Genomic DNA, 24,473 nt, shown 5'->3' on the forward strand with positions numbered 1-24,473 from the left:
TGTTCAAAAGGGCGCTCCCTCGCCCTTCGTTTCAGGCCATTCGACACGGCGTCCTGTCGGCTGGGTCACGATTACGAGCTTCGTGTACAGGTTCAGCGTCGCGTAGAGACCAATGAAGCGGTTGAGCATGTTGCCAAAGAGTTCGAGATCGCCGTCGCCGGCGAAGCGCGCGGCATCAAGCGTGACAATGATTTCCACACCGCGCATCAGCCCGCCCTTCACGAGCTTGCTCAGAGGCCGATGGCGCACGTCAGTAATGGCGTTGATGCGCCGGCTGTTGAGCTCGCCATCCGTCCAGTCGTAGAGCGCGAGCGAGCCGCGCAGCATCTCCGCGTCGAGCAGCGACAGGTAGTTCGGCGCAAGATGCGAGAGCACACGCCAGTGGTACCGGTCGCCCGTGGGCGGATAGACCGGGAGCGTGGGCGCCGTGAGGTTGCGTACCGCACCGATGTTGGTGAAGCCGCCACGCATGCGCGTGATCCCTGCTTCGCGCAGGGTCTTGCGCGGCAGCATGCCGTTGGTGCCGGTTACCCACAGCGTTAGCGTTTCGGTGGGCAGCGTATTCATCTTGTCCCACGCATGGCCACCGAGCACGAGCCAGGTATCGAACCGTCCGGATGGCCCACGCCGCATGCGGGTATGGTAGTAGCGCTCTGGCATGTCGTGGCGCAGCATGCCGCCACGATGTTTGAATGCCGCGAAAGGCACATACTCGAAGCGCCGGCCGCGCTCGAAGTACTCCACGCCGTCGACCGAATAGATGTCGATGAGCGAACCATGCCCGGCCCGCGCGCGCACCCGGTATTCGGTCTCGTGCTGTGTGACCGTCACGGGATCCGCCCCTACCGTGAATAGATTGATCACCGGCGTGCAGTAGAGACGGATATTGTCTGCGGTAAAGCGCATGTCGTCAGGATATGGGCGCTCGAGCACGACCTCGACATCGAGCGAGGTCGCCGAGGCCGGGATCGCCTGTATGTCGAGCCCGAGCAGGTCGATGAACATGAACTTCTCGGGGAACGTGAAGTACTCGAGCAGTAGCTGGTAGCCATAGGTGTACTTGTCGGGGCTGCATACGCGTGCGCTCAGTGTGCCGGCGATTTTTGCCCACCTGGCAGGTTCGAGCTGCAGACGAAAGCGCCGGTCGGCAGGGATGGCCCTATATGTGTTGGTATAGGGCCTGTCGCGCGCACCGCTGTGCGTGATCTCCGTGATCACCTGCCCCTGAGGTGCATCGGGCAGCACCACATCCGTCTCCAGCACGCGCGCGCACTGCAGCGCAAGCACCGTGCTCGTGCCTTCGTACACCACCTGGCGAGCCATGGCCGCCTCGTGGCGCAACTGCGCCTCCCACTTCGCACCCTGCTGGTCCAGGTGCCCGGTGCCGTAGATGTACGGCTGGCCGTAGGTGGTGGAATCCTGGGGGGCCACGTTGGCCTGGTCTTTAAAGCGCTCCCAGGCAGCCTCAGGATTGTAGTCCGCAACCACGATGGACTGCGGCACGATCTGCGTGTGCGTTCTGAGCGTCGTGACGGCTTCCATGCCCGCCGACTCGAGGCCGGCCGCCTCACGGTACGGCGCGATGAGCCGCGGGTCGTAGAGGTAGTGGTCGATATCATCGGCAAAGACGATCATGTCGCCGTGTTCGGTCTCCACGATGTAGCTCCAGATGCCTGTCTTCTGCATGAGCATGTGCACATAGTCGAAGTCCGTCATCTGGTACTGGAAGCGCCACAACACCTTCGGATAATCGCCGCGCAGCCGGAACTGCATCTGATGCTCGCGGATGCCGTGGGCGCGCAGGATCTTCTGCAGGATCTGCGGGATCGTGAGGTGCTGGAAGACCTGGGTGTTGGCGCCAGCCTGCAGGCGGGCGAAATGCGACTTGAGGACGATCTCGTACTTCGTGTAGTCCTTGGTGGTCTGCACCGTCGAGAAGCGTTCGATGTAGCCGGAGAATTTTCTCACGGCTCCGTCATCGGGCACGATCGAGAAAACAGCATCCACGTTCAGGTAGTCAGTGCGCGGGAGCTGCGCCGGATGCGTGAGCACGATACGCACCACGTTGGGTTCACCCATCTTCTCCGTGGCTTCAAACGACACGACCGACAACTGCCCCGCGCTGGCTGTAGCCGGCACATCCAGAAAGTACTTCTGCCTGCCGGGTACCGCTGTCAGGCTCGATACCAACTCTTTCGCTTCGTCATACAGGCTTGCCATTCTTGTTTATTCCTCACCTGATCTGCACTGCTTCGTAACCACGACTTGAACCGCTACACGCGAAAGATGACTGCGCAGTCAATTAATATTTGGGGTGCTTACAATACGCGCCTTCGATGTTCCAGTGAAGCACTGGTCACATCGACAGGTAACGTTTGTTGTTTTTATTCTGACTGCAACAAACATTCACATTTCAATCTGTTTTCGAGATGAATCGCGTGCTATACACGACAGCTCAAAGGAAGCCGGGAAAGATCAGATACCGAACGATGAGCGCAAGCTTCGAGAACAACACGCGGCAGAATCTGAAGACCGTAACAGCCAGCATGCCTGTGCAAACCGATGTGAGTGCGTCGGTGAGGATGGATGTGTCACGCCTCGACCACGATCTCGCCACCATCGACCGGCTGCTTGGCAGGCAGATCGACGCCATCCTTCACCACCCTGCTTTCCAGGCCCTCGAATCGCTGTGGCGTGGTCTGCAATTTCTGATTGACCGGACGGATTTCCGGCGCAACGTTCGTATCGAGGTACTCGACGTCTCGAAGGAAACCTTGCATCAGGATTTCGAGGATGCGCCCGAGCTGATCCAGAGCGGCCTGTTCGTTCAGACGTACATCAAGGAATACGACACGCCAGGCGCATACCCGTTCGCCGCGATGATCGCGAACTACGAGTTTGATGCCAGCGCGCCCGATATCGCGTTGCTGCGCAATCCGTCGAAGGTAGCGGCCGCGGCGCACATGCCATTTATCGGCGCGGTCTCTCCAGCCTTTTTCGGCAGGACGTCGATGGAGGAAGTAGCGGGCATACGCGATCTGTCCAGCCATTTCGAGCGCGCGACCTATCTGAAATGGAAGGCGTTTCGTGAAACAGAGGACGCTCGCTATGTCGGGCTCACGCTGCCCCGGTTTCTCGCGCGCCTGCCATACGGACCCGACACGAATCCCGTACACGCGTTCAACTACACCGAGGATGTCCGTGCTGGCGGGAGTAGCGCCTTCGTGTGGGCGAACGCGGCGTTTGCGTTCGCCGTGAACCTCGTGAAAAGCTTCGTGCGCAATGGCTGGTGCCTGCAGATCCGTGGCCCCCAGGCGGGTCGCCTGATACCCGATCTGCCGGTCCACCTTTACGATCTCGATACCGGACATCTAGGCAAAATCGCGACCGACGCGCTGATTCCCGAAACCCGTGAATTCGAATTCGCCGGGCAAGGCCTCATCGCGCTTTCATACACCAGCAATCACGACTACGCGTGCTTCTATTCTGCGCATTCGACGCAGAGGCCGGCCCTGTACGACACGCGCGACGCAGCAGCCAACAGCCGCATCAACGCGCGTCTGCCGTACATCTTCCTGCTCTCGCGCATTGCGCACTATCTGAAGCTGATCCAGCGCGAGAATATCGGCACCACCAAGGATCGCAGGCTGCTCGAGCTGGAACTGAACACCTGGGTCCGCTCGCTCGTCACGGTCATGACCAAACCGGGTGACGACTTGCAGACCTCACACCCGCTGCGTGAAGCCAGAGTCGTGGTGGAAGACATTGAAGACAACCCAGGCTTCTTCCGCATCGCACTCTTCATTGTTCCGCACTTCCAGATCGAAGGCATGGACGTGAGTCTGTCGCTCATCTCCCGGATGCCGAAGGCAAAGCGTTGAACCCCACTGTCTCTTCCTACGTGAATCACGACCACTATCAACGATGCAGATAACGAAACCCCTGTGGGCGCGCGGCATTTTCATGACGCCGCAGCACTTCCAGCAGCAGGCGCTCTGGGAGCAGTTTGCCAATGACCAGATCGCCCGTATCGCGAGTCCCGACGCCTGGGGAGTAGTCGGTGTCGCACTGGATACGCAGGCGCTCGCCGTCGGCCGGCTGCAGCTCACGAAGCTGACAGCGCGTCTGCGTGACGGCACGTTCATCGACAGCGAAACCGCCGACTGGCTACCCGGTGCGCGCAGTCTGGCAGACGTGCCGGCTAATGTCGAAGCGGTAACGGTGCTTGCCGGCGTAGCGCTTGTCGATGCGCAGGGCGGCAACTGTGTGGAGCCTGGAGAGAAGCCGGCACGGCCGCGGCGGGTGACCCGCGAATTCCTGCATGTCGTCGACATCAACGGACAGGGAAAGGAAGAGATCAGCGTCGAGCGTCAGCTAGTGGTGCTGCTGTTCGATTTCGAACAGGCGGGCGACTACATTACGTGCCCCGTTGCGCGCCTTGTGCGCACACCGCAGGGCCGCTTCGAACCGGATGAGACATCTGTGCCACCCTGTCTCTTCCTGTCGGCCAGCACTCGGCTCACGCAGCGCATGCAGCGCCTCTCGGAGATCCTGACGGCCAAGAGCGCCAGTCTTGCGGTGCGCCGCAAGGAACGTTCGGACCAGATCGCGGATTTCGCGGTGTCCGACGTGGCGCTCTTCTGGCTGCTGCATGCGGTCAACAGCACCTGGCCGGAACTGGCGCGGCTCGCCCAGGCGCCCGACCAGCATCCAGAACGGCTCTATGCCTTGCTCGCGCGTCTGGCCGGATCGCTCCTCACCTTCTCGACCACGGAAACGCTGCAGGCCATCCCCGCATACGATCATCACGCACCGGAACCCGTGTTCGCAGAACTGGAATCGCTGATCCGCGCACTGCTCGATGCCGTAATCCCTTCGCGGGTCGTGCCCATCGCGCTTGAACGCGTGCGCCCCTCAATGTGGCGTGGCCAGATCAACGACGAGCGTCTTACCGAGGATGTCGACTACTACCTGTCAGTGCGCGCGACAATGCCAGCTCACGCGCTGCTCGAACTGTTGCCGAAGCTGTGCAAGATGGGCGCACCCGACGAGGTCGAACAGGTCGTCAATTCCGCACTGGCCGGTATCCCGCTGAGACCGGTTTCGCGTCTGCCTGCCGCCATTCCCGTGCGCATCGAAAACCAGTACTTCGCGGTAGACAGCACGGATCCGGCTTTTGCCCGCATGATTGCCGCGCGCGTCTGCCAGATCTACGTGCCCGGCTCGATTAGCGAAGCCGAGCTTGAGCTCTACGCAGTGCTGCCGTCATGAAGGTCGCCACAGTACAACCGGCCCAGGACCTGCTACCCGTTGCCATGCGCGATACCGCCCGTACGGTCATGGCACTACGCAGCGACCAGACTCCCTCGCTCGAGACCCTGCGCAAAGACTCTGATGCCCAGGTCGCCTGCCTGCGCGACGAACTGCAGCGGCGTGGCCATCCACCAGACGTGATCGACGATGCACTCTATGCACAATGCGCCTTGCTCGATGAAGCCGCTCTCAACGGACTGCACGCCGAGGCGCGCGGCGCATGGGAACGTGAGCCTCTGCAGGTTCGCGTGTTCGGTCGCAATGATGCGGGCGAAGAACTGCTCAGGCGGATGGGTCAGCGGCTGCGTGAGGCAAAGCCTGTGCTGCCTCTGCTGAATATCTTTGCCGCCGTGCTCGGACTCGGGTTCAGGGGCCGTTATGCCGTGAACGAGGCCGAGGCGCGCGCAAAACTCATCCGCGCGATTGACGAGCGGCTTGCGCGCGCCACAGGTGGTGGCACAGGCAGAAACACACCCGATCAATCGGGCCCTGTGGTAGTGAACTCGTCCCGCTGGCGCCGACGCCCCGTGTCGCCGCTGGTGTGGGTTTTCATCGCCTGTATCGCTGCGGGACTTGTCTGGTTCGCCATCGACCAGTGGCTTCTTTCATCGATCGCCGGCATGGCGCATTAGGGTGCCCATGCGTACAGGACCTGGACTTTTCGAGCGCATCACCGGGTATTTCGCCGACGGAGCAGCCGTAAGCGATTTCACGCTGGAGGAACAGACGTTTCTCTCGGTGCGGGACAACATCGAGCGCATCCTGAACAGCCGGCGCCGCTCGCTTGCGCACCTGCCGGACTTCGGGCTCGATGATCTGTCGGAAATCTACCGGAATCTGCCTTCGTCGACGCACAGGCTTCGCAACGCCATCGAAGCGACGCTGCTCAAATACGAGCCACGCCTGAAGGCGGTCGAGATCGAGGTGCAGGCCCCGGAGCCTGGCATGACGGTCAGCTTCACGCTGGCCTGCCACCTGCACAAGGAAGGGCTCGTGCGGTTTGACACGGTGTTTACGCCTGACGGCAAGACCCGCCTGCGGATGCTGCAGGCATCGATCGATCAGTATTGACGTTTTTTCCACCCCACCAGGGAGCATGGCATGGTAACGATGCTGGCAGTCAAGGGTAACAGGACGACGACCGGGGGCGAGGTGCTGGACGGTGACGAGGACTTCTCCGACGAGAACGGGGCGCTTGCGAAAGATGGAGGACTCGCGTCATGCGGGCGCTGCGGACACAACGGACCGATGCTGGGCACGGCGAAGAACTGGGGGCTGACAGGTGCAACGGCCGTGAAGGACAACGATATAGTCGCGTGTCAGTGCCCGCGCGGCATCAACCGCGTGATCGCCCGTTCGGAGTTCTACGACGAGTAATGATGATCCGGCGATAGTGTCGCGCGCAGTCGATAGAACCCGTCAGTCTATCCATGCCCGCGAAGCGTTCCGGCAAGCACTGCACAGGGCACAGGGCGCAGACGCCACCCGCCTCACGACATCATCCCCCACACCGCACCGACGATCCCGGCAATGCTGACGACCGCGGCAACGCCCGACACCAGCCACAGATAAATACCGCGCGGGCGGTGCGCTTCAGGAAGCGAGGTCACGCTAAGTGCAATCAGCAAACCGACCACCAGCGGCAACATCAAGGCGTTCACCACCTGGGCCGCGACGTTCAAGGTGACGAGGTTGGGCGCCAGCCAGACCAGGTACGCGCTGCCCGCGACCGAGGCCACATACACGCCGTAGAACCACGGTGCACCAGTCGGCCGGTCTTCGAGCGAGTGCTTGTAGCCCGCCACTTCGCCCAGGCCCCAGGCAAGCGAGAGCGAGCAGACAATCGCGGCTACCATCGAGGCGCCGAGCACGCCCGCACTGAACAGGACACGGCCCGCCTGCGGTCCCACCACGGTCGCGAGCGCGTTGCTGATCTCTCCCACGCTGTCCAGCGTGTGCGATTTGCCGTCGCCTGCCAGCGTGGCAGCGGCAGCAACCAGCACCGCTGCCGTCAACAACTGCGTGAGGACCGCACCCAACGCTGTTTCCGTTCGGGCCGCTCCATAGTCTTGCGCGGTGAGTTTCTTGTCGGCGACGGCGGCTTGCTGATAGAACACCATCCACGGATTGAAGGTCGCGCCAATCAGCGCTGCCGCCATATAGGCAAACTGGCTGTTGCCCAACGGCAGGCTCTTCATTTGCCGGACCGCGTCGCGCATATCCGGGTGAGCCTTCCAAGCCACCACGAAGAACGTCAGCTCGAACGCGCCGATCAGCATCGCGGCCTTGTCGACGCGCTTGTGCGACCCGGTCAGCACCACCGCGATCAGGGCAAGCACGGCAAGCGGCAGCGTGACAGAGCGCGACACCCCGTACATCTCGCCGATACCCGCTACCCCGGTGAACTCGGTGACCAGCGAACCCAGCACCGCAATCACCAGCCCGGCCGCGGAGACCCACGCCCAGAGCGCGCCGAAGTTCGAACGGATCAGCTCACCATGCCCGCGGCCGGTGAAGATGCCAAGCCGCACCGTGAGTTCCTGGACCATATACAGCAGGGGAATCAGGCCAAGCAGCACCACCAGCAGTTGCAGGCCCCATTGGGCGCCCGCCTGTGCCGCGGTGACGACATTGCCGGCATCGCAATCGGCCAGCATGACGAGGAGGCCCGGGCCCCATAAGGCGAGCCAGCGCAGATTGAGTGAGGGCTTCGGTTTGGACAGCGGTGCACCGGACATGCGTTCTAACAGGATACAAAGGTTGAGTGAGGCAAGCGCGCCGAATCTCGCGCCGCAGGGCACGCCGCAGCGCCAGTTTGCCTACCTGAAAGCGGCGAGACACCGTACGATAGCAGGATACGCCGCCAGCGCCGCTGCCGCGCTGCCCTGCCGCCACTCCCTGCAACTCCCTCCTGCAGCTAGCCTATACTTCACCCACCCCGGACGCCCCGAAACACATGACCCTCGACTTTGTCCTGCGCCTGCTTGCTGCATTCGCCTGCGGCGTCGCCATCGGCTTCGAGCGCCAGATGCGGCAGCGCACGGCGGGACTGCGCACGATCACCCTCGTCGCGAGCGGCGCGTGCCTGTTTGTCACGCTGGGCGTGCTGACGGGCAACGGCTCCACCGGGGTCACCCAGATCGCCGCCTATGTGGTGTCCGGCATCGGCTTCCTGGGCGGCGGCGTGATCATGCGCGACAAGGGTTCGATACAGGGCATCAATACGGCCGCTACCCTGTGGTGTTCGGGCGCGGTCGGCGTTTTATGCGGTGCAGGACACTTCGGCCCGGCCCTCGCCGGAACCGCGATTGTGCTGCTGACCAACACCGTGCTGCGCGAACTCAGCCGCGCGATCAATACGGCGCCGGTATCGGCAGCAGATCTGGTGCGCGAATACACGCTGACCGTAGTGTGCCGCGAAGAGGACGAAGTCCATATCCGTGCGACGCTGTCCAATTCGATGTCGTCGACGCCGCTGTCGTTCCAGAGCCTCACCAGCCGCGACTACGAGAACAATCCGCAGCGCATCGAAGTCACCGCCACGCTGAAACTGCATCCCAAAGACCAGCCCAAGCTGGAGCAGATCGCCAGCCGCCTGAGCATGGAAAAGGGCATCTCGAGCGTGAGCTGGACCGCGCTCGACGCGGAGCCGACGCCGGAATAGCCGGCGCAGCTTGCAGGGCGCCCACATGGTCTTTACAGCCTTTTTACTTGCTGCCCGATTTGCAACAGGCCTAAAATCTCAGCAACGTCAACCAGAGGACTCCGACCTTGTCTAGTCGATGTCGAGGCATGTTTAGCAGTTACTCTGCCTGACCAGCAGGACGTTCGCGCTCTCTTCCCCAGCCGCCGTCTTGCCAGCAGGCAGACGGTGCGCGCCGTAGCATTGCTCTCCGTGCACCACGATTTGCGCCAGATGGACGCGATGCTCTTGCGCGCCCGTCCGGCGGACCTTGAGCCGCAGCAAGCGGCGCCAGGCAAAACCAGGCGGCCCCAGCCGCCCTAAGCCATATGCACGGAGAAATATCATGAACTTTGGCCTGCTGCTGTCCCAACTGCCCCACGTCCAGGATTCGCGTGGTCACTACGACGAAATGCTCGCGCTGCATGCCGCGCAGCCGCGTGGCCTGGCGGCATTCTGGCAGCGCCTCAAAGCGCTCTCCTCCCGTAGCATCTCGTAGCACCGTGCGGCCCGTTCGCGGGCGGCCAGCCGGTCAATCAGGCATTGCAGCGCCGTGCAGCCTCACCCAACGTTATGCACGGGCGCTACCGAAAGGATGTTTGCCATGCAGGCAACCCAACTCAATAACAGAACCGCCGGCACGCGGTATCTGAGCGCGCATGAAATCGCCACGCTTCTGGTGCTGCTTCAGGCGCCTGTCGATGTGATGGCGGCAACGCCCGACGTAGCCGCGCTCCGCGAGGCAGGCCTCGCCCAGGTGGTGGACGCGGGACAGGGCAAAGCGCGCTTCGCGATTACCGATGAAGGCAATGCGGTGCTGCGCGTGCTCGGCGCTCGCTAGGGCAAACGGCCAACGGCCCTATTGCCCTGTCTGCGGCGCCATCCTGCCAGTTGTCGGCCAGACCATCTCCAGCTCCAGTGCGATCGAGCGCGCGAGCCCCTCCAGATCCGGAAACAACGATGCGTTGGTAATGTTCATCCGGTACAGCGCGCGCATCGCGTCGTCGCGAACCGAGCGAGGCAAGACGATTTTCCGCAGCAGCTCGTCGTCACTGGAATAATTGTTGAGGATCTCATCGAGCGGCTCCTGCAGCAAACCCGGCAACACAAAGGTGCCGGCCTGCGCGATCAGCCGCTGGTCCATCTCCGAGGGCTCGCCGAACCAGATCACCGGATTCTTGTCGGTGAGGAAAAATTTCTCGAAGTTGCCTTTGCGGCGCGGATCGATCATGTCGCGAGTCAGATGCGGCGTGCTCTCCGGAATGGCGCGGTTGGTCCACAACGCCGGCGTATTCACCGCGAAAATTGCCGCATCCGACACCGCACGCTCCAGCGCAAAGAAAGCTGCAACGAAAGGCGACTTGGTGAAATCGAGCATCCGTGTCGGTGCGCCGTGGTGCTGCATCAGCCCGAGGCAGCGCAGATCGTCCGAGAGCGCGCGCACGTCGGACAGATAGTTGTGGGCCTTGCGGCGAAAAATGCGGATAGCGCGCTGCTCCTGAATCTGCCATGTCGAGCGGTCCGGCACAAACGCCGCCAGGTAGCGTGACAGCGAACTCTGCAACAGCCAGTTGGCATCCTGCTGACCTCGAAATGCCCAGCCGTCGAGCTCGGCAGTCAGGCTCATGAACTGCTGCCAGCTCGAAACCACCGTCGTCTTCACCTTGGGTATACCTCACTCAGTTCTTTCACTCGATCCTGCAGGCCGAATCGCGCGCCGCCGCGCGCATCGCGCGTTCGAGCGCGGCGCTGTCGCTGGCGTGGACCCGATACAGCGCGTCGCCTGCCGCTACCGTTTGTCCGACCCTGCACAGCAGGTCGATGCCGGCTCCGGCGTCCGCCGGCGCGCCGGCCTCACGCGCAATCTCTGCGATCAGCCATCCGTCGATCGACGTGATAACGCCGGCATGCGCGGCGGCGACGGCGTACATCTGCCGTGCCGGCAAGACGGGCGAGGCGCGCCTGCCCTGCGCATCGACGATCCGCTCGAACGCCGCGCGCGCCGCGCCGCTCGCCAGCAGCGTTTCGGCGAGCCGCCGGCCCTCGGCCACATCCTGCACCGCGGGCGCCCACGCTAGAATATGCGAGGCAAATGTCAGTGCCTTGTCACGCAAGTCGCCAGGTGCATCGGCATGATTATCGAGTACCAGGCCCACGTCGCGCACCTCCAGCGCCGGGCCAATGCCGCGTCCGACCGGCGCCGTGCCGTCGGTCACCAGCGCCTTGACCGTCAACCCGAGCCCCCTGCCGACATATTCAAACAACGCCCCGAGCGCGTGCGCTTCTTCGGCGGTTTTCAGCTTGGCGCGCGGCCCGCATGGAAGATCGACAATCACGTGAGTCGATCCGGCAGAGCGTTTTTTCGACAAGATCGACGCCACTGACCAGCGGTTGGACGCCAGCCCAAGCGGCCGTGTAAATGCATTGATGCGCTCGTCGATCAGCGAATGATTCAGGCGGCCGTTCCAGGCAATGCAAGCCCGCGCTTCGTCGACGCAGCGCCGCACCTCCTCCGCCGTCAGGTCCACGCGAGCGACGGTCTCCATGGCGTCGGCGGTGCCGGCGGCCGAGGTAATGGCGCGCGAGGACGTCTTGGGCATCGCCAGACCGTAAGCCGCAACGATCGGCGCCACGATCAGCGTGATCCGGCTGCCGGGGATGCCGCCCATCGAATGCTTGTCGACGACGATGGGCTCGTTCCAGGCGATCCGGGGCATCAGCTTCGCCCGCGCTTTGGCGAGCGCCAGCACTTCCGCGTCGCTCAGGTGCTCGCACGCATGCAGCAGAAAGCGGTTGATATCGCGCTCGGCATAACGCAGCGCGAGCATGTCGTCGAACAGCGCGTCGTATTGTGCTTCGTTGAGCGCATCGCCGGCCAGCTTGGCATGCAGGAACGGTGCGCTCGCCGGCGGCGGCAGAATTGCGCGTTCGAGCGCCGCGACGAAACGCTCGATGCCTTGCTGCAGCGTGCCGTCGTTGGCAACCTGCACTGTGGGCACATCCGCCCCATGCGGCTCCACCTGGCGCTGCACCCTCAGCCGCACCTGCTCCGGCGTCTCGCGCCCGCGAGCCAGAATCCGCGCGGCCAGCACCTCGGGCGGCGCGCTCACTTCGATCACCACCAGATGCGGCACGCGCGCCGCCAACGTCGCAATCATGCCGCGCGAGCCGTTCGCAATGACATGCCGGCCATTGGCCAATACGTCCAGCAGATCGCGCCGCAAGCCATAGCGCAAACCGTGTGCGGCCCACGTAATCAGGAAGGCACCCGTGCGCTCCAGTTCGGCGAAGCCCGCCTCATCGAGCGCTTCGTGATTCTCACCGGGAGATCCGGCAGGCCGGGTAATCACCCGGCGCGCGAAGCAGAACCGATCCGCGAGGTGGCGCGCACCCTCGATCAGCGCGTCCTTGCCGGCGCCGCTCGGACCGACCACGAAGAAAAAAATGCCGGAGGCCATGGCCGCTTAGTTGACCATCGAGTTGACCACTGACGTGACCATTACTCGGCCTCGTCCAGACCAATGTCGACACACGCTGCCGCCTGATTGATCTTGCTGGTGGAGATGTAATCGACGCCGGTCCGGGCAATCGCGCCGATGGTCGCAAGGCTGATGCCGCCCGACGCCTCCAGCAGTACGCGCCCACCGACGATCTCCACCGCGCTGCGCATGTCCTCGACCGACATATTGTCGAGCATGATCACGTCGACACCCGCTTCGAGCGCCTCCTTGACCTGATCGAGGCGGTCGCATTCGACTTCCAGCTTCGTCAGCACCGGCAACTGGCGGCGCGCACGCTGCACGGCCTTGGCGATGCCGCCGCACACGGCAATATGGTTGTCCTTGATCATCACGCCGTTGTCGAGGCCAAGCCGGTGATTCAGGCCGCCGCCGCAGGTGACCGCGTGCTTTTCGAGCATGCGCAGACCGGGGGTAGTCTTGCGCGTATCGATCAGGCGCGCCCGCGTGCCCGCCACCGCCGCAACATACTGCTCGGTCAGGTTGGCGATGCCCGACAGGCGCTGCACGATATTGAGCGCCGTGCGCTCCGCCGTCAGCACACTGCGCGCCGTGCCGCTCACGTCGAGCAGCACCGCGCCCGGCCCAACCTTCTCGCCGTCTTTCACGCGCACCACGACTTCGAGCGACGGGTCATAGCGCTTGAAGATGCGCGCGGCAATGTCGATGCCCGCCACAATCAGCGGCTCGCGCGCGTTCATGAAAAAGGCGCCGGTCTCGTCCGCCTCGATCATCAACTGGGCAGTGAGGTCGCAATAGCCGATGTCTTCGGTCAGCCAAAGGTCGATCAGGCGATCCGTCTGGAATACGTCATACATGTTCTCTCTACCTTTCTGGATAAATGAAATGGAATCGATCGTTCACAACAACGTATGACACAGCGCTCAGCGATGCTTCAGGCGCCGGTCGGCCATCATCAGCAAGCCATTGCAGGACAGTGCGAATACCGTCAGAAACAGCGCGACGGCCATGATCGTGCGGATATCGCCCAGGTTCATGGCACTCGTCAAGACGTAGCCGAGCCCGCGTTGCGAGGCGAACATCTCGCCGATCAGCACGCCGAGCAAGGTCAACGAGAAGCCGAGCCGCAAGCCGGCCACCACTTCCGGGAAGATGGCCGGCAGCACGACATGAACAATCGTGCGGACAAACGAGAGGCGCATGGTCTTCGACGCACGCAGGTACACCGGCCGCATCTGGCGGATCGCGTTCATCGTGAACATCAGGATCGGGATCAGCCCGTGCATCACGCCGAACGCCACTTTCGCCGACAGGCCGAGCCCGAACACGAGCAGCACCAGCGGATACAAGGTGACCTTGGGCAGCGAGTAAAGATTCAGCAGGATCGGTTCCGCGACGAGGCCGGACAGGCGGTTCACGCCTAGCAGCACACCCAGCGTCACGCCGCCGGCCAATGCAATGACAAGTGCGTAGGCAAGCGCCCTGGCGGTCTCGCCGACGTTGTCCCAGAACGCCGTTGTGCCGAGCATCTGCAGCAGCGCCCCGAGCGTGCTCCACGGCGAACTGAGGGAGCTGTTGCCCACCGCCCAGTGCAGGCACTGCCAGCACACAACGATGGCTAGCGCGACAAGCAGCGGATCGACGAATCGTTTCATGACGGTGCCTCCTGGTATCCGCACGCCTAGCGCTGCCGGCGTGCCTGAAACCGCTGGTCGATCCGGTTCAGCACGACGTTGACCAGCGTCACCAGCACGAGCACGAACAGCATCAGCGAGTACATGTCGTCGTTCTGGAAGTTGTTGTATGCATAACCGATTGCGTAGCCGATGCCCGAACCGGACAGAATGAATTCCGATGCGATCACGCCAATGAACGCATACGCCACCGCGAGCTTCACGCCGGTGAACAGATACGGCAGCGTGGCGGGCAGCTTGATGTAGATCGCCGAGCGCCATGGCGAAAGCCGCATCACCTGGGCGCTCTTATGCAGGGCGCGCGGAATGCGGTCCAGCCCGTTCAGCGTCGCGGTGATCATGGTGACGACCGAGAGCATCACGGCAATCGCGATGATGGGCAGCGAGCCGATACCGAGGACGACGATAAAGACCGGATAAAAGATGAAGGTGGGGATCGCGTAGTAACTCGATAGCAGCGGCTCGATTGAGCGCCGCACCGACGGCAGCGCGTGAATGCCCAGACCCAGCACAAAACCGAGCAGCACGGAGACGATCGACGCGGCGACAATATTGAAGAGGCTCGTGACGATGTCGTGGTCGAATTTGCCTTCGCGCAACAGGTCGATACCGTGCGCGAACATCGCGGACGGTGGAATCAGCACGCTGGACGCAATCATGCCGCTACGGCACAGCAGCTCGATCAGCACGACGAAGCCGGCCACCACAGCAATACGGATCAGACTTTCGGCCTTCACTTCGAACTCCCGGGTTCGCAGGAAAAAACCGCGCGCCTAGTGCGCGCCCATCACCTTCAACGATTCGACGCGCAGCTTTTCCCACAGGCGGGCGTTGATCTCGCCGAAACGCGGCGTCGAGACAATCCGGCTGTCGCGCGAGCGCTCCCAGCCGGTTTCGACGATATCGATGAAAAGCCCCGGCCGCGCCGACATCACGCCAACCCGGTCGGACAGCATCGCGGCCTCGTCGAGCGCATGGGTAATCAATAGCACCGTTGCCGAGGTTTCGCGCCACAGACGCAGCAGCTCGTCGCCCATCAGCAAGCGCGTCTGCTGGTCGAGCGCGCCGAACGGCTCATCGAGCAGAATCAGGCGCGGCTGCAAGACCAGCGTTCTGGCGATGCACACGCGCTGGCGCATGCCGCCCGACAACTGCGACGGGTAGGCGCTGGCGAAGTCCTTCAGGCCCATGAAGCCCATCGCATAGTCGACCCGGCGCTTGATCTCCGCGCCGTCCACCCCTGCCATGCGCAGCCCGAACGAAATGTTGTCGCGCAGATTCAGCCACGGAAAGGACGCATCCTCCTGGAACACGACGCCCACTCCATCGGGTACGCCTTTCACGGGCTGGCCTTCGAACATCACTGTGCCGGAACTCGGCGTGGCGAGCCCGGCAAGCGCATCGAGCAAAGTAGACTTGCCACACCCGGACGGCCCGACCACCGAGAAAAACTCGCCCTTGGTCAACGTGAGATCGATGGGCCCGAGCGCATGGAACAATTCCCGGGAATTGCTGCGCGTGAAATAGCGCGTGACGCCGGTGAGTTCGACGTGCGCCTCAGGCGTGGCCGGCTCGTGCTGTGCAGGCGACTCGACGACCTGCAGCGTTGGATGACCGTTGCGTGCTTTCATAGCGTGCTCTTCGCTTTCAGATCAGCGGGCAGGAAGCTGGTATCGACAAGCTTCGGCCAGTCGACATCGCCATTCAGTTCGCCAACGAGCTTCAGGCCTTCCGTCATGCGGTCGAGCTCGGCGCGATCGAATTCGCCTTCGCTCCACATGCGCGACTTGACCATGTTGTCCACGGCTTCGCGTGCGACGTCCGGCGTAAGCTTGAAACTCGTTTGCAGCAGCTTCGCAGCGCCGGCCGGGTCGGCGTAAACCGCATCCACCCCGGCGCGGCGCCCGGCAATGATGGCGCGCAGTTCGTCGGGATGGGCCTTGGCGAATTCGCGCGTGGTGATGCCGACCGAGGTGGTCATCGGTTGCAGGATGTCACCCGCCCGGTACACGGTGCGGTAGCTGGCCTTGCGCACAATCGAAAGCGGTTCGATCAGCACGGCGCCGGAAACCGCCCCTTGTTCCAGCATCGTCAGACCGTTGACATAGCCACCCGAGGCGACGCGGGTCACCTTGCCTGCGTCGATGCCCTTTTGCTTGAGCACCATCAGCAGCAGCATTTCGGAGACGCCCTTGGGCGAGGTAATCGCGACCTTCTTGCCGGCCAGGTCCGCGACGCTTTGCACGTTGGTGGTGGGCATCGTGACCATCGAGGCTTCCGCAACGCTGCGTGTGCCCACGTTCACGATCACCAGATCCAGACCTTGCCGTTGCGCGGCAAGCGCGGCCGCCACGGCGACTTCGCCGTACGGCGTCTTGCTGGCGAGGATATTGCGCACCGTCGTGCCACCGCCGCTCGACGTCAGAATGCCGGTGATGTCGGCGCCGGCCTTCTTGAAGAGACCCTTGTCCATCGCAACGGCATACGGAAGACCGTACAGGCTGCTGCCCCACTGCGTGACGGAGATTTCGTCCGCCTGCGACACCGGCCCACCCATCAAGCCAGCCACCAATAGCACCAGCGACGCACCAAGCGTCGCCCCGATCCGTCTGACGAACCACTTCATATAGAGCACTCCCGACCTTGAAATCAGATGGCTATAGTAGCGGTGCACCGCCAGAACGCTCGACTAAAAGTGCCAAATGAGCGTACACGCGGTAATTGGAAGCTTAGTCGCAATGAGCATGCCACTGTTAACCGTGTTTACCCGAGACGGCGTTTTTAGCGGCATAAGCGCTCCAAACCCTTTAAATTCAATGCTCTTAGTTTTGAACGAGCGTGCTTTTGGCGCCGCGGCCGGGTGCGCGCCTGAAATCAGGCTGCACCACTAAAAAACATGTACACACTATAAATGCGCACCGCACGGATTCAGCCCATGCCTGGTGCACGCTGCACCGATACCGGGGGATTGGGTACAAGACTCGCGAGCGCCGCTGCCGCAATGGCAGCCGCCCCCTGCTTCATTCCAGATCGGGGCCGCAGAGCTTGCGCAACAGATAGAGCACGGCCACCCGCTCGACGGCGTTCAGGTCGCTCATGGTCAGCTCGCTGATATGCGCAGCGGTCGGGGTGGTCACATCGAGCAGTTGCCGGCCGCGCTCCGTCAGGTCGACCACGCTTTTGCGCCGATCGTCCTGATTGGCCTGCAACTCCATCAGCCCGCGCGCCTGCAGGCGTTCGATGATGCCGCGCACGGTCGCCCCGTCGATGGCTGTGGCCTTGCCGAGATCGCTCATCGAAGAAGGTCCGAGCCGCCGGTTCGCACTGAGCACGGCGAACTGGACAGCAGTCAGTTGCGGATCGTCGATTGTCTGGGCGAAGATCGCCAGATGCCGCTGGTAGGCCCGGCGCAACAAATGACCGATCTGCTCGGAGAACTCATAGCGGGAAATATCGAACCCGGTGGGTGGCGTCGGCTCGGAAGGGGACTTGGGCGGCGCCATGATCGATAGATCTCTTGAAGGTGTTGTCGTGGATCGAAGCGGGGCTGGACACTGGGCAGGACAGCGCCATTCTACAAAGATTTTCGGAAACAGCAGGCAGGCGCCGCCGGTTTGCGTAACAAACCGGCGGCGTGATAAAGAATTACCCGGGATGACGAGACGCGATCAGCTTTCGCCCAATTGCCCCTCCATGCCGCTCAGCTCGCGCTCGCGTTCCTTCGACAAGCCCGCGAGCGGCGGACCGGCGAAACTCTTGCGCACACCTGCGCCGTACCAGATCGCCAGCAGCACGATCAGCAGTCCGGCGAGAACGTACACGACTTTCTGATTCGGCGGCTGCATGCCGACGTAGGCCAGCACCAGCGCACCGATGACCGCACCTATCGCGAACGGTTTGGACAGCATGCCAAGCTGGAACGGTCCCTTTTCCGTCCACGTGCGGCCTTCGGCGAAAATCCCCGCGGCAACCGGCATCGCATAGGAAATAAACAGGAACACGGCGCTGCCCGCGCTCAGCACGGTGAAGGCGTCGCCATACAGCGTCACCACGATAGCGAGCACCGCCGAGGTCCAGATCGCAGCGCCGGGCGTGCGATGCGAAGCATTGACCTTGCGCAGCCACTTTGACGCAGGCAAACCGCCATCGCGGGCAAATGCAAACATCATCCGTGAGGTGGAGGTCACTGCCGCGAGGCCGCACACGTAGTTGATGAAGAACATCAGCACTTCGATCACAACGCGCAGCGTAGTGGGAATCGGCGCGAGAATCGCCTCGAAGAAACCGGTGCCCTGCTTCACGGCTGCAGTGATATCCGGCATCACCAGCACGAATGCGCACACCATCACATAGCCAAAGGTGGTCGACCAGAACACCGAGCCGATAATGCCGCGCGGCACGTTGCGCGCCGCCTGGTGGGTCTCTTCCGAAGTGTGGGCGGAGGCGTCAAAACCGGTGATCGTATAGGCGATCAGCAACAAGCCGGACAGGAACGCCATCGCCATGGTCTGCTTCGGCCACTGGCCGCCATCGACTCCGGTGAAGTTGGTGAACGTAAAGAGCCGCGAGAGATCCAGCTTGACCGGCGAGTAGACCAGCAGCGACACGACCAGTATCACCGTGACCGCGAAGATCAGATAGCCGGACAGGTCGGTGATCTTGCTCGTGATGCGGATGCCGCGATGATTGAGAAACGCTTGCGAGGCGGTGATCACGGTCAGGAAGATGGTCTGCTGCCACCAGCCGAGCGAATCGGGATTCACGCCGAACATCGGCGCAATCAGCGTGCGGAAAAACGGATCGTAGGTGCCGTAATTAATCGCCGCGACGACGAACACGAGACCCAGCAGATTGAGCCACGCGGTGAGCCACCCCCAGGTTTTACCGCCGAGAATCGAGCTCCAGTGATACAGGCCGCCCGCCGTGGGATACGACGACGCAATCTGCGCCATCGCGGCCGCGACGATCAGTGCGAACGCGGAGCCTAACGGCCAGCCAAGCCCGATCGATGCGCCGCCCGCTGCCGACAAGCCCATCTGGAACGAAGTGATGCCGCCCGACAGGATGCAGATCAGCGAGAACGACACGGCAAAGTTCGAGAACGCCCCCATGCGCCGGGACAATTCCTGCGCGTAGCCCATTTTATGCAGCAGCTTGACGTCGCTATCGGCAGGCTCGGCCGAAGGCGCGGTCGTGTTGATGTCCATAAGGCGATCCTTTAGTCAGGGTTGTGATGTAACCGGCCTGGTGATACGGAGGTCAGGCGGTTCGGCGTGATCGCATGGCGTGCTACCGGCTCACGCAGCCGTAAAGCAGTTATCGACGTACAGATGGGCGCCGTTGACGAAGCTCGCGTCGTCGCTGGCAAGGAACAGTGCAGCTTTGGCCACCTCTTCAGGCGCACACAAACGGCCTTGCTGGACGGACAGTGCGGCCTCGCTGGCGTCAAAGCCGTAGTTCGCCAGCGCGGCAATTTCGCGGCGGCCGTGCGGCGTGTCGATAAAGCCCGGACACACCGCATTGCAGCGAATCCCGCGATCGCGATACTCGACGGCGATCGAGCGGGCGAACATCGCGCAGGCGCCCTTGGTGGTGCAATACAGCACTTCGAGCGGCGTGGCCGCGACCGACGAAATCGATGCCGTGCAGACGATCGATCCGCCGCCCGCCGCGAGCATGTGCGGCAGCACCGCGCGCGTCATCATGAACATGCTCTTCACGTTCACGTTCATGAGCCACTCGTAGTCGTCGTCGGTGGTGTTGATGAAGGGCTTCACGACGATGCTGCCGGCGTGATTGAAAAGCACGTCGACCCGGCCGAAGTGCGTCATGACGCCCGCCACCGCGGCATCCACTGCGGCGCGCTTCGAGACATCCGCCGCGAACAGTTCGGCCACCCCACCCGCGGCACGAATCCGCGTCACGATCTCCTCGCCCGCGTCGGTGTTGATATCGACCACCGCCACCTGCGCGCCTTCCTGTGCGAACAGCAGCGACGCCGCGCCGCCGGCGCCTGTGGCGCCCCCCGATACGATCGCGATCTTGCCGGCCAGCCTGCCGCCCGCCTTGCTCATGCGTCACCTCATGTGCGTACCCGTTCTGCACAAGGTAGGGCGCGCAAAAATGAGCGACTATCTAAAATCGGCAAAAAGATAAAAATCGTATAAAAAAATCGCTCGCATTCCTGACAAATTCATTACATGAAAAGACGCTGCCTGATGCAAGGCGGCCCATATCATCAATCTGTCACATGCTTTTTTTTCGCTTACACTGGGCGCCACGGGGCTTTGGAGCGAGCAAAACTGACACAGGAGACGCCATGCCGCCGCACCACCGGACGAGTGCTGCCGTCGAGATTCACTGTTGCCGCAATATCGATGAACAGGCCATGCTGCTCGACGCATGGAATCAGAGCTATTGCCAGATTTCGCGCGGCGCCTTCGACGGCTCCGTCAGTTCGATCAGCGCAGGTGGCGTGCGGGTACTGGTGGAGCGCCTGAACCGTGCCGTCTACCAGCGCGGCCACGTTGCGGCGCAAAAGATCGCGGTGGGCATTCCGTTCCAGCTCGAAGGTCATGCATTGCTCTGCGGGCAGACCAGTCACCGCGATGGCCTGCACGTGTTCTCGGGGGATGGCGGCTTCGAATTCCTGTCGCCCGACAAACACGTGGTCGTGAACCTCGAAATCGAACCGGGCGCGATCGCGGACAAGCTGGTGCGCGCACAACTGGATGAACTGTTGCCGCTGCTGGGCCAAAGGCCCGGTGTGCTCAGCGTCAATCCCGCGCTATTGCAAGAACTTCGCGCGGTACTCAGGCAACTGCTCGATACGGTTGCCGCCACGCCGGCCCTGCTGGACGATCCCGGCGTCATCAACGCATTTGAAAAATCGGTGATCTTCGCGCTGGCCGAGACACTGCAAGGCGCGCGCGCAAGCGACCCACGCGGACACCTCGAAGCCCACACATCGCGCAACTGGCAACTGGTGCGCAGCGTGCGCGAACTGGTCGAGGCCTCGCCCGAATGTCCGCTGTCGGTCGCGGAACTGTGCGCCCGGTTCCGCGCGAGCCGCCGCACGCTGCAATACGCCTTCGAAGAGACGCTTGGCGTCAATCCATCGGCCTATATACGCGCAGTGCGCCTGCACCACGTGCGCCGCGGATTGCGCGGCGCGGCCTCGGTCACCGAGGCGGCTACGCGCTGGGGCTTCTGGCACTTTGGAAATTTTTCGAGCGAATACAGGGAGCAGTTCGGCGAGTTGCCGTCGGAAACGTTTCGGCGCGCTAAAGGCCGCGTCGATTAAGCGATCCGCCAAGGGCGCATGCCCTCTGTCCAGTCCGCCTCGTCTCACGGGTCGCCTCACAAGAAAGCAGGCGAAACAGCACTTTTGACCAAGACGGACCCTGCGTGCTGCCGACTATACTGTCCCCATCGAAATCCTGTGCGCGTGACGCCGATTTGCTGCGATGCCCCATTATCTTTGTCATGACGAGCCCGATCTGCTCGAGTTCGAAGCCAGCGTAGTTCAAGCGCGGCCCGGCGCCGTACTGCTGTCACGCTCGGCGCTTCACCCCGGCGGCGGCGGTCAGGTTTGCGACACCGCAACGCTCAGACATGCGCATGGAGAAGCGCGCATCGTGGCAGTGGCGCTGCAGGACGGCCGCTACTGGCATGAGCTCGATACGCCACTCGAACTGGCGGGCGAACTGCATGTATCGATCGACGCGCAACGGCGCTCGACGCTTGCGCAACTGCATACCGCGACCCACATCCTCAACGCACTCGTCTACCAGCAGTTCGCCGGTGCGCTGGTGACGGGCGCGCAGATCAACGCGGACGGCAGCGCGCGCATGGACTTCGATCTGCCTGAGGCCGATAACGACGCCTTGCGTGCGCTCGAGGGACCGCTCAACGACGTCATTCGCCAGGGTCTGGACGTGCGCGCCAGCTACCTCGGCCTGCGCGAAGCCCAGGCGACACCCGGACTGATCCGCAGCCTGTCGGTCGCGCCGCCGCCCACGCCGGACGGAACAATCCGGATCGTCGAGATCGCCGGCCTCGACCGTCAGGCGTGCGGAGGCACGCATCTGACGAACACCGCACAGTCGCGCCCGGTCCGCATGACCAAGATCGAGAACAAGGGACGCCGCAATCGCCGCGTCCGAATCGAGCTTACGTAGGATAACTTGACATACCCAGGAAGCAGCCATGCCAAGCGGCAGCTCAAAACAGGACGTTCTTTACTGGCGCGACGGTGCGCTCGAGGGAGCGGCACTCGCCACCGCGCGTTACGGCGCGCACGAATTCGAGCGCCACGTGCATGACGAGCTCGTGATCGTGATGACTGAGTTTGGCGCAGGAGAATGCCGCACACGCGCCGGCAGCGAGGTATCCGGCGCGGGCACCGTGCTGGTTTTCGAGCCCGGTGAATATCACTGTGGCGAGGTCTGGGAGAATAAGGCGTGGCACTACCGCGCCATCTACCTCGATATGCACGGGCTTGCAGCGTTAAGCGCTGTCTTCAGCGACGACTCGCGCGGCGACCGGCCCTTGTTCATTCCGCCCGGCCTGTATTGCGACCCGCAGTTGTGCCGGCTCCTGTTGAAAGCGCATGCGAGTCTGGACCAGAACGGCCAAACGCCGCTGATGGAACGGCAAGCAAACTGGTGGGCGGCAATGGGCATGCTCTTTGGCCGCTATGGTCAGCCAAGACCTGTCGTCAACGCGCTCGGCCGCGACACGCAGAAAATGGCGCGCGTGCGCGATTACATCGCGGCCAGGTTTGCCCGCGACATTCCCATCGACGAGCTGGCGGCGGTGGCGAGCCTCAGCCGGTATCACCTGATACGGGCATTCCGGAAGGAATACGGGCTGCCGCCCCACGCCTACGCAAATCAGCTCCGCCTGATTGCCGCGAAGCAGTTGCTGGTGGCCGGCCGCAGTGCCGTGGACGCAGCCGCCAGCGCAGGTTTCTACGACCAAAGCCACCTTAACCGTGTCTTCAAGCGCGCTTACGGTATTACGCCCGGCGCTTACGCAGCGCTAAAGCCCGCGTTCTAGAGAGGCGGCGCGAATCCGCCCGCGCCGCGCGAGGCCCTGACCCGCTCAAGCGTGCAGCAGCAACTTCTGCACACGCCAGTTCAACAGTTCGGCCACGAACAGCACATTCTCCGAGGGACAGGCCATTTGATGAATCCAGCCGAACTGCTTGAGTTGCTTGCCGGACTCGCCAAGCACGCCCAGCACCTTGCCCTCTAGCGTGAGCTTGTAAATGCGCCCAGGAAAACCGTCGGCGCTGTAGAGCACCTGGTTGGGCCCCGGCGAAATGGCGATGGCCCACGGCGCACCCGGTGCGAAGGTGCCGGCGGCAATAGCGGCTTCATCCGGCGCATAGCCGATCGCAGGACGCGCACCGGGAGGGACCGGCACGTCGATCGTGAACTGGCGCTGGAAGTTGCCCTCGCCGTCGAACACCTGAATGCGCCGGTTGCTGCGGTCGGCCACATACACGCTGCCGTTGGCATCGAGCGCGATGCTGTGCGGCGTGTGAAACTGGCCAGGGCCCGTGCCGCGCTCGCCCCACGACTTGAGCCAGTTGCCGTCCTTGTCGACCTTGGCGACGCGCGAGTTGATATAGCCGTCGCTGATGTAGGTGTTGCCGGCTGCGTCCCAGGCCACGTCGGTCACTTGCCGGAAGCGGCCCGGCTCGGCCGGCAACGGCGGATTCGGATGCTTGAGCGGCGCGGTGTCTTCGTCCGCCGCTTCCTGCTTGCGGCCGAACACCATCGCCACGCGCCCCTCCGGAGTGAACTTGATCACCATATCCGAGCCCTTGTCGGTCACCCAGATATTGTCGTGCGCGTCGATCTTGACGGTATGGGCAAACGACCACGCATACAGGTTGCGGCCGATCTCGCGGATATAGCGGCCGTTCGGCGCGAACTCGAGCAACTGCGCGGCGGCCGCACCATAGGCCGGGCCGCTCGTATTGCCGCGCGACAGCACGAAGATGTGGCTTTTCGAATTGAGCGCCACGCCCGAGCATTCCCCAAAGTAGATATCCTGCGGCAACTGCACCGGGTCGGGCACCGAGTCGTAGCGAATCGACGGAACAGACTCGGTCTCCGCATAGCCGAAGCGAGGCATCAATGCGAGTGCCGCGGCGCCCTCCCCGGCAAGAGCAAGAAAGCGCCGCCTGGTGACGAGGCGCTGCTGCAGGTCCCCGCAGCACGGACAGGATTCCAAATGAGGGTGGTTCATTGAAGTCGCCTCCTTGTTATTCCCTTTTGGGTCGATGGCGCTTCG

The 24,473-nt window shown here is 62.9% G+C and carries 24 protein-coding genes; 11 read left to right on the forward strand and 13 right to left on the reverse strand.

All coding sequences use genetic code 11. The features are described 5' to 3' along the window. Positions 1–3: 3 nt before the first annotated feature. A complete protein-coding gene (gene tssF, locus FFS45_RS42210) occupies positions 4–2,220 on the reverse strand; it encodes a type VI secretion system baseplate subunit TssF (RefSeq protein WP_249362566.1) in 2,217 nt (738 codons plus the stop codon). A 269-nt stretch (positions 2,221–2,489) separates the two neighbouring features. Between tssF and tssC the strand changes: the two genes are divergently transcribed. From tssC to FFS45_RS02845, 5 genes are read left to right on the forward strand one after another with little or no spacing between them, the layout of a single operon-like run. Continuing rightward, positions 2,490–3,881: a type VI secretion system contractile sheath large subunit gene (gene tssC / locus FFS45_RS02825; RefSeq protein WP_137953184.1), complete on the forward strand. Its 1,392-nt coding sequence runs from the start codon at positions 2,490–2,492 to the stop codon at positions 3,879–3,881. Between the two features lie 43 nt (positions 3,882–3,924). Next, positions 3,925–5,271 carry a type VI secretion system baseplate subunit TssK gene (tssK, locus tag FFS45_RS02830; RefSeq protein ID WP_137953185.1) on the forward strand — a complete coding sequence of 449 codons (1,347 nt, stop codon included), beginning with the start codon at positions 3,925–3,927 and terminating at the stop codon, positions 5,269–5,271. After that, complete coding sequence (locus tag FFS45_RS02835; protein ID WP_137953186.1) at positions 5,268–5,945, forward strand: DotU/TssL family secretion system protein; 678 nt, start codon at positions 5,268–5,270, stop codon at positions 5,943–5,945. Before tssK ends, FFS45_RS02835 begins: the two co-directional genes overlap by 4 nt. 7 nt (positions 5,946–5,952) lie before the next feature. Then, complete coding sequence (gene tssE, locus FFS45_RS02840) at positions 5,953–6,384, forward strand: type VI secretion system baseplate subunit TssE (RefSeq protein ID WP_137953187.1); 432 nt, start codon at positions 5,953–5,955, stop codon at positions 6,382–6,384. Positions 6,385–6,414: 30 nt separating this feature from the next. Further along, positions 6,415–6,690, forward strand: a complete 276-nt coding sequence (locus FFS45_RS02845; RefSeq protein ID WP_137953188.1) for a PAAR domain-containing protein — start codon at positions 6,415–6,417, stop codon at positions 6,688–6,690. A 113-nt stretch (positions 6,691–6,803) separates the two neighbouring features. On the opposite strand, the gene FFS45_RS02850 is transcribed toward FFS45_RS02845, so the two are convergent. Further along, complete coding sequence (locus tag FFS45_RS02850) at positions 6,804–8,051, reverse strand: divalent metal cation transporter (protein WP_137953189.1); 1,248 nt, start codon at positions 8,049–8,051, stop codon at positions 6,804–6,806. A 218-nt stretch (positions 8,052–8,269) separates the two neighbouring features. On the opposite strand from FFS45_RS02850, the gene FFS45_RS02855 reads away from it, so the two are divergent. From FFS45_RS02855 to FFS45_RS02860, 3 genes are all read left to right on the forward strand, one after another. Further along, positions 8,270–8,977 carry an MgtC/SapB family protein gene (locus FFS45_RS02855; RefSeq protein WP_137953190.1) on the forward strand — a complete coding sequence of 236 codons (708 nt, stop codon included), beginning with the start codon at positions 8,270–8,272 and terminating at the stop codon, positions 8,975–8,977. A gap of 364 nt (positions 8,978–9,341) precedes the next feature. Continuing rightward, a complete protein-coding gene (locus FFS45_RS41565; RefSeq protein ID WP_171029551.1) occupies positions 9,342–9,494 on the forward strand; it encodes a hypothetical protein in 153 nt (50 codons plus the stop codon). A gap of 105 nt (positions 9,495–9,599) precedes the next feature. Continuing rightward, positions 9,600–9,836 carry a hypothetical protein gene (locus tag FFS45_RS02860; protein WP_137953191.1) on the forward strand — a complete coding sequence of 79 codons (237 nt, stop codon included), beginning with the start codon at positions 9,600–9,602 and terminating at the stop codon, positions 9,834–9,836. A gap of 18 nt (positions 9,837–9,854) precedes the next feature. Here FFS45_RS02860 and FFS45_RS02865 read toward each other — a convergent pair whose 3' ends face one another. The 10 genes from FFS45_RS02865 to FFS45_RS02910 all read right to left on the reverse strand — a co-directional run bounded on the left by FFS45_RS02865 (position 9,855) and on the right by FFS45_RS02910 (position 20,242). Continuing rightward, a complete protein-coding gene (locus FFS45_RS02865) occupies positions 9,855–10,658 on the reverse strand; it encodes an FRG domain-containing protein (RefSeq protein ID WP_137953192.1) in 804 nt (267 codons plus the stop codon). Between the two features lie 25 nt (positions 10,659–10,683). Then, complete coding sequence (phnN, locus tag FFS45_RS02870) at positions 10,684–12,453, reverse strand: phosphonate metabolism protein/1,5-bisphosphokinase (PRPP-forming) PhnN (RefSeq protein WP_137953193.1); 1,770 nt, start codon at positions 12,451–12,453, stop codon at positions 10,684–10,686. A 41-nt stretch (positions 12,454–12,494) separates the two neighbouring features. Next, entirely contained in the window at positions 12,495–13,331 is an 837-nt protein-coding gene (gene nadC / locus FFS45_RS02875; RefSeq protein WP_137953194.1) for a carboxylating nicotinate-nucleotide diphosphorylase, read from the reverse strand. A gap of 66 nt (positions 13,332–13,397) precedes the next feature. After that, positions 13,398–14,129, reverse strand: coding sequence for an ABC transporter permease subunit (locus FFS45_RS02880; protein WP_137953195.1), 732 nt, complete (start codon positions 14,127–14,129; stop codon positions 13,398–13,400). Between the two features lie 26 nt (positions 14,130–14,155). Beyond that, entirely contained in the window at positions 14,156–14,905 is a 750-nt protein-coding gene (locus tag FFS45_RS02885; RefSeq protein WP_249362567.1) for an ABC transporter permease, read from the reverse strand. Between the two features lie 36 nt (positions 14,906–14,941). Next, on the reverse strand, positions 14,942–15,799 hold the full coding sequence (locus tag FFS45_RS02890; RefSeq protein ID WP_137953196.1) for an ABC transporter ATP-binding protein: 858 nt from the start codon (positions 15,797–15,799) through the stop codon (positions 14,942–14,944). Beyond that, on the reverse strand, positions 15,796–16,794 hold the full coding sequence (locus FFS45_RS02895) for an ABC transporter substrate-binding protein (protein ID WP_137953197.1): 999 nt from the start codon (positions 16,792–16,794) through the stop codon (positions 15,796–15,798). The genes FFS45_RS02890 and FFS45_RS02895 overlap by 4 nt, the downstream gene beginning before the upstream one ends. Positions 16,795–17,188: 394 nt before the next feature. Beyond that, positions 17,189–17,671 (reverse strand): MarR family winged helix-turn-helix transcriptional regulator, encoded by a 483-nt coding sequence (locus tag FFS45_RS02900; RefSeq protein ID WP_137953198.1) that lies wholly within the window; start codon positions 17,669–17,671, stop codon positions 17,189–17,191. 165 nt (positions 17,672–17,836) lie between these two features. Then, positions 17,837–19,375 carry an amino acid permease gene (locus FFS45_RS02905; RefSeq protein ID WP_137953199.1) on the reverse strand — a complete coding sequence of 513 codons (1,539 nt, stop codon included), beginning with the start codon at positions 19,373–19,375 and terminating at the stop codon, positions 17,837–17,839. A gap of 90 nt (positions 19,376–19,465) precedes the next feature. Continuing rightward, a complete protein-coding gene (locus FFS45_RS02910) occupies positions 19,466–20,242 on the reverse strand; it encodes an SDR family oxidoreductase (protein WP_137953200.1) in 777 nt (258 codons plus the stop codon). 245 nt (positions 20,243–20,487) lie between these two features. On the opposite strand from FFS45_RS02910, the gene FFS45_RS02915 reads away from it, so the two are divergent. From FFS45_RS02915 to FFS45_RS02925, 3 genes are all read left to right on the forward strand, one after another. Then, complete coding sequence (locus FFS45_RS02915; protein ID WP_137953201.1) at positions 20,488–21,471, forward strand: helix-turn-helix domain-containing protein; 984 nt, start codon at positions 20,488–20,490, stop codon at positions 21,469–21,471. A gap of 163 nt (positions 21,472–21,634) precedes the next feature. Further along, positions 21,635–22,348 carry an alanyl-tRNA editing protein gene (locus FFS45_RS02920; protein ID WP_137953202.1) on the forward strand — a complete coding sequence of 238 codons (714 nt, stop codon included), beginning with the start codon at positions 21,635–21,637 and terminating at the stop codon, positions 22,346–22,348. Positions 22,349–22,376: 28 nt separating this feature from the next. Then, the gene (locus FFS45_RS02925) at positions 22,377–23,228 is read left to right on the forward strand and encodes an AraC family transcriptional regulator (RefSeq protein ID WP_137953203.1); all 852 of its coding nucleotides are present in this window, start codon (positions 22,377–22,379) and stop codon (positions 23,226–23,228) included. A gap of 45 nt (positions 23,229–23,273) precedes the next feature. On the opposite strand, the gene FFS45_RS02930 is transcribed toward FFS45_RS02925, so the two are convergent. Continuing rightward, complete coding sequence (locus tag FFS45_RS02930; RefSeq protein WP_137953204.1) at positions 23,274–24,428, reverse strand: peptidyl-alpha-hydroxyglycine alpha-amidating lyase family protein; 1,155 nt, start codon at positions 24,426–24,428, stop codon at positions 23,274–23,276. Positions 24,429–24,473: the final 45 nt, after the last annotated feature.

The sequence above is a fragment of the Burkholderia sp. 4M9327F10 genome, assembly GCF_005503145.1.
Lineage (GTDB): Bacteria > Pseudomonadota > Gammaproteobacteria > Burkholderiales > Burkholderiaceae > Paraburkholderia.

Coding starts and splice junctions, on each gene's coding strand:
- FFS45_RS02835 (WP_137953186.1), top strand. CDS start 5,268: ATGAAGGTCGCCACAGTACAACCGGCCCAGGACCTGCTACCCGTTGCC.
- tssC (WP_137953184.1), top strand. CDS start 2,490: ATGAGCGCAAGCTTCGAGAACAACACGCGGCAGAATCTGAAGACCGTA.
- FFS45_RS02855 (WP_137953190.1), top strand. CDS start 8,270: ATGACCCTCGACTTTGTCCTGCGCCTGCTTGCTGCATTCGCCTGCGGC.
- FFS45_RS02895 (WP_137953197.1), bottom strand. CDS start 16,794: ATGAAGTGGTTCGTCAGACGGATCGGGGCGACGCTTGGTGCGTCGCTG.
- FFS45_RS02930 (WP_137953204.1), bottom strand. CDS start 24,428: ATGAACCACCCTCATTTGGAATCCTGTCCGTGCTGCGGGGACCTGCAG.
- tssE (WP_137953187.1), top strand. CDS start 5,953: ATGCGTACAGGACCTGGACTTTTCGAGCGCATCACCGGGTATTTCGCC.
- tssK (WP_137953185.1), top strand. CDS start 3,925: ATGCAGATAACGAAACCCCTGTGGGCGCGCGGCATTTTCATGACGCCG.
- FFS45_RS02915 (WP_137953201.1), top strand. CDS start 20,488: ATGCCGCCGCACCACCGGACGAGTGCTGCCGTCGAGATTCACTGTTGC.
- FFS45_RS41565 (WP_171029551.1), top strand. CDS start 9,342: ATGAACTTTGGCCTGCTGCTGTCCCAACTGCCCCACGTCCAGGATTCG.
- FFS45_RS02910 (WP_137953200.1), bottom strand. CDS start 20,242: ATGAGCAAGGCGGGCGGCAGGCTGGCCGGCAAGATCGCGATCGTATCG.
- nadC (WP_137953194.1), bottom strand. CDS start 13,331: ATGTATGACGTATTCCAGACGGATCGCCTGATCGACCTTTGGCTGACC.
- phnN (WP_137953193.1), bottom strand. CDS start 12,453: ATGGCCTCCGGCATTTTTTTCTTCGTGGTCGGTCCGAGCGGCGCCGGC.
- FFS45_RS02900 (WP_137953198.1), bottom strand. CDS start 17,671: ATGGCGCCGCCCAAGTCCCCTTCCGAGCCGACGCCACCCACCGGGTTC.
- FFS45_RS02925 (WP_137953203.1), top strand. CDS start 22,377: ATGCCAAGCGGCAGCTCAAAACAGGACGTTCTTTACTGGCGCGACGGT.
- FFS45_RS02890 (WP_137953196.1), bottom strand. CDS start 15,799: ATGAAAGCACGCAACGGTCATCCAACGCTGCAGGTCGTCGAGTCGCCT.
- FFS45_RS02880 (WP_137953195.1), bottom strand. CDS start 14,129: ATGAAACGATTCGTCGATCCGCTGCTTGTCGCGCTAGCCATCGTTGTG.
- FFS45_RS02850 (WP_137953189.1), bottom strand. CDS start 8,051: ATGTCCGGTGCACCGCTGTCCAAACCGAAGCCCTCACTCAATCTGCGC.
- FFS45_RS02860 (WP_137953191.1), top strand. CDS start 9,600: ATGCAGGCAACCCAACTCAATAACAGAACCGCCGGCACGCGGTATCTG.
- tssF (WP_249362566.1), bottom strand. CDS start 2,220: ATGGCAAGCCTGTATGACGAAGCGAAAGAGTTGGTATCGAGCCTGACA.
- FFS45_RS02845 (WP_137953188.1), top strand. CDS start 6,415: ATGGTAACGATGCTGGCAGTCAAGGGTAACAGGACGACGACCGGGGGC.
- FFS45_RS02905 (WP_137953199.1), bottom strand. CDS start 19,375: ATGGACATCAACACGACCGCGCCTTCGGCCGAGCCTGCCGATAGCGAC.
- FFS45_RS02920 (WP_137953202.1), top strand. CDS start 21,635: ATGCCCCATTATCTTTGTCATGACGAGCCCGATCTGCTCGAGTTCGAA.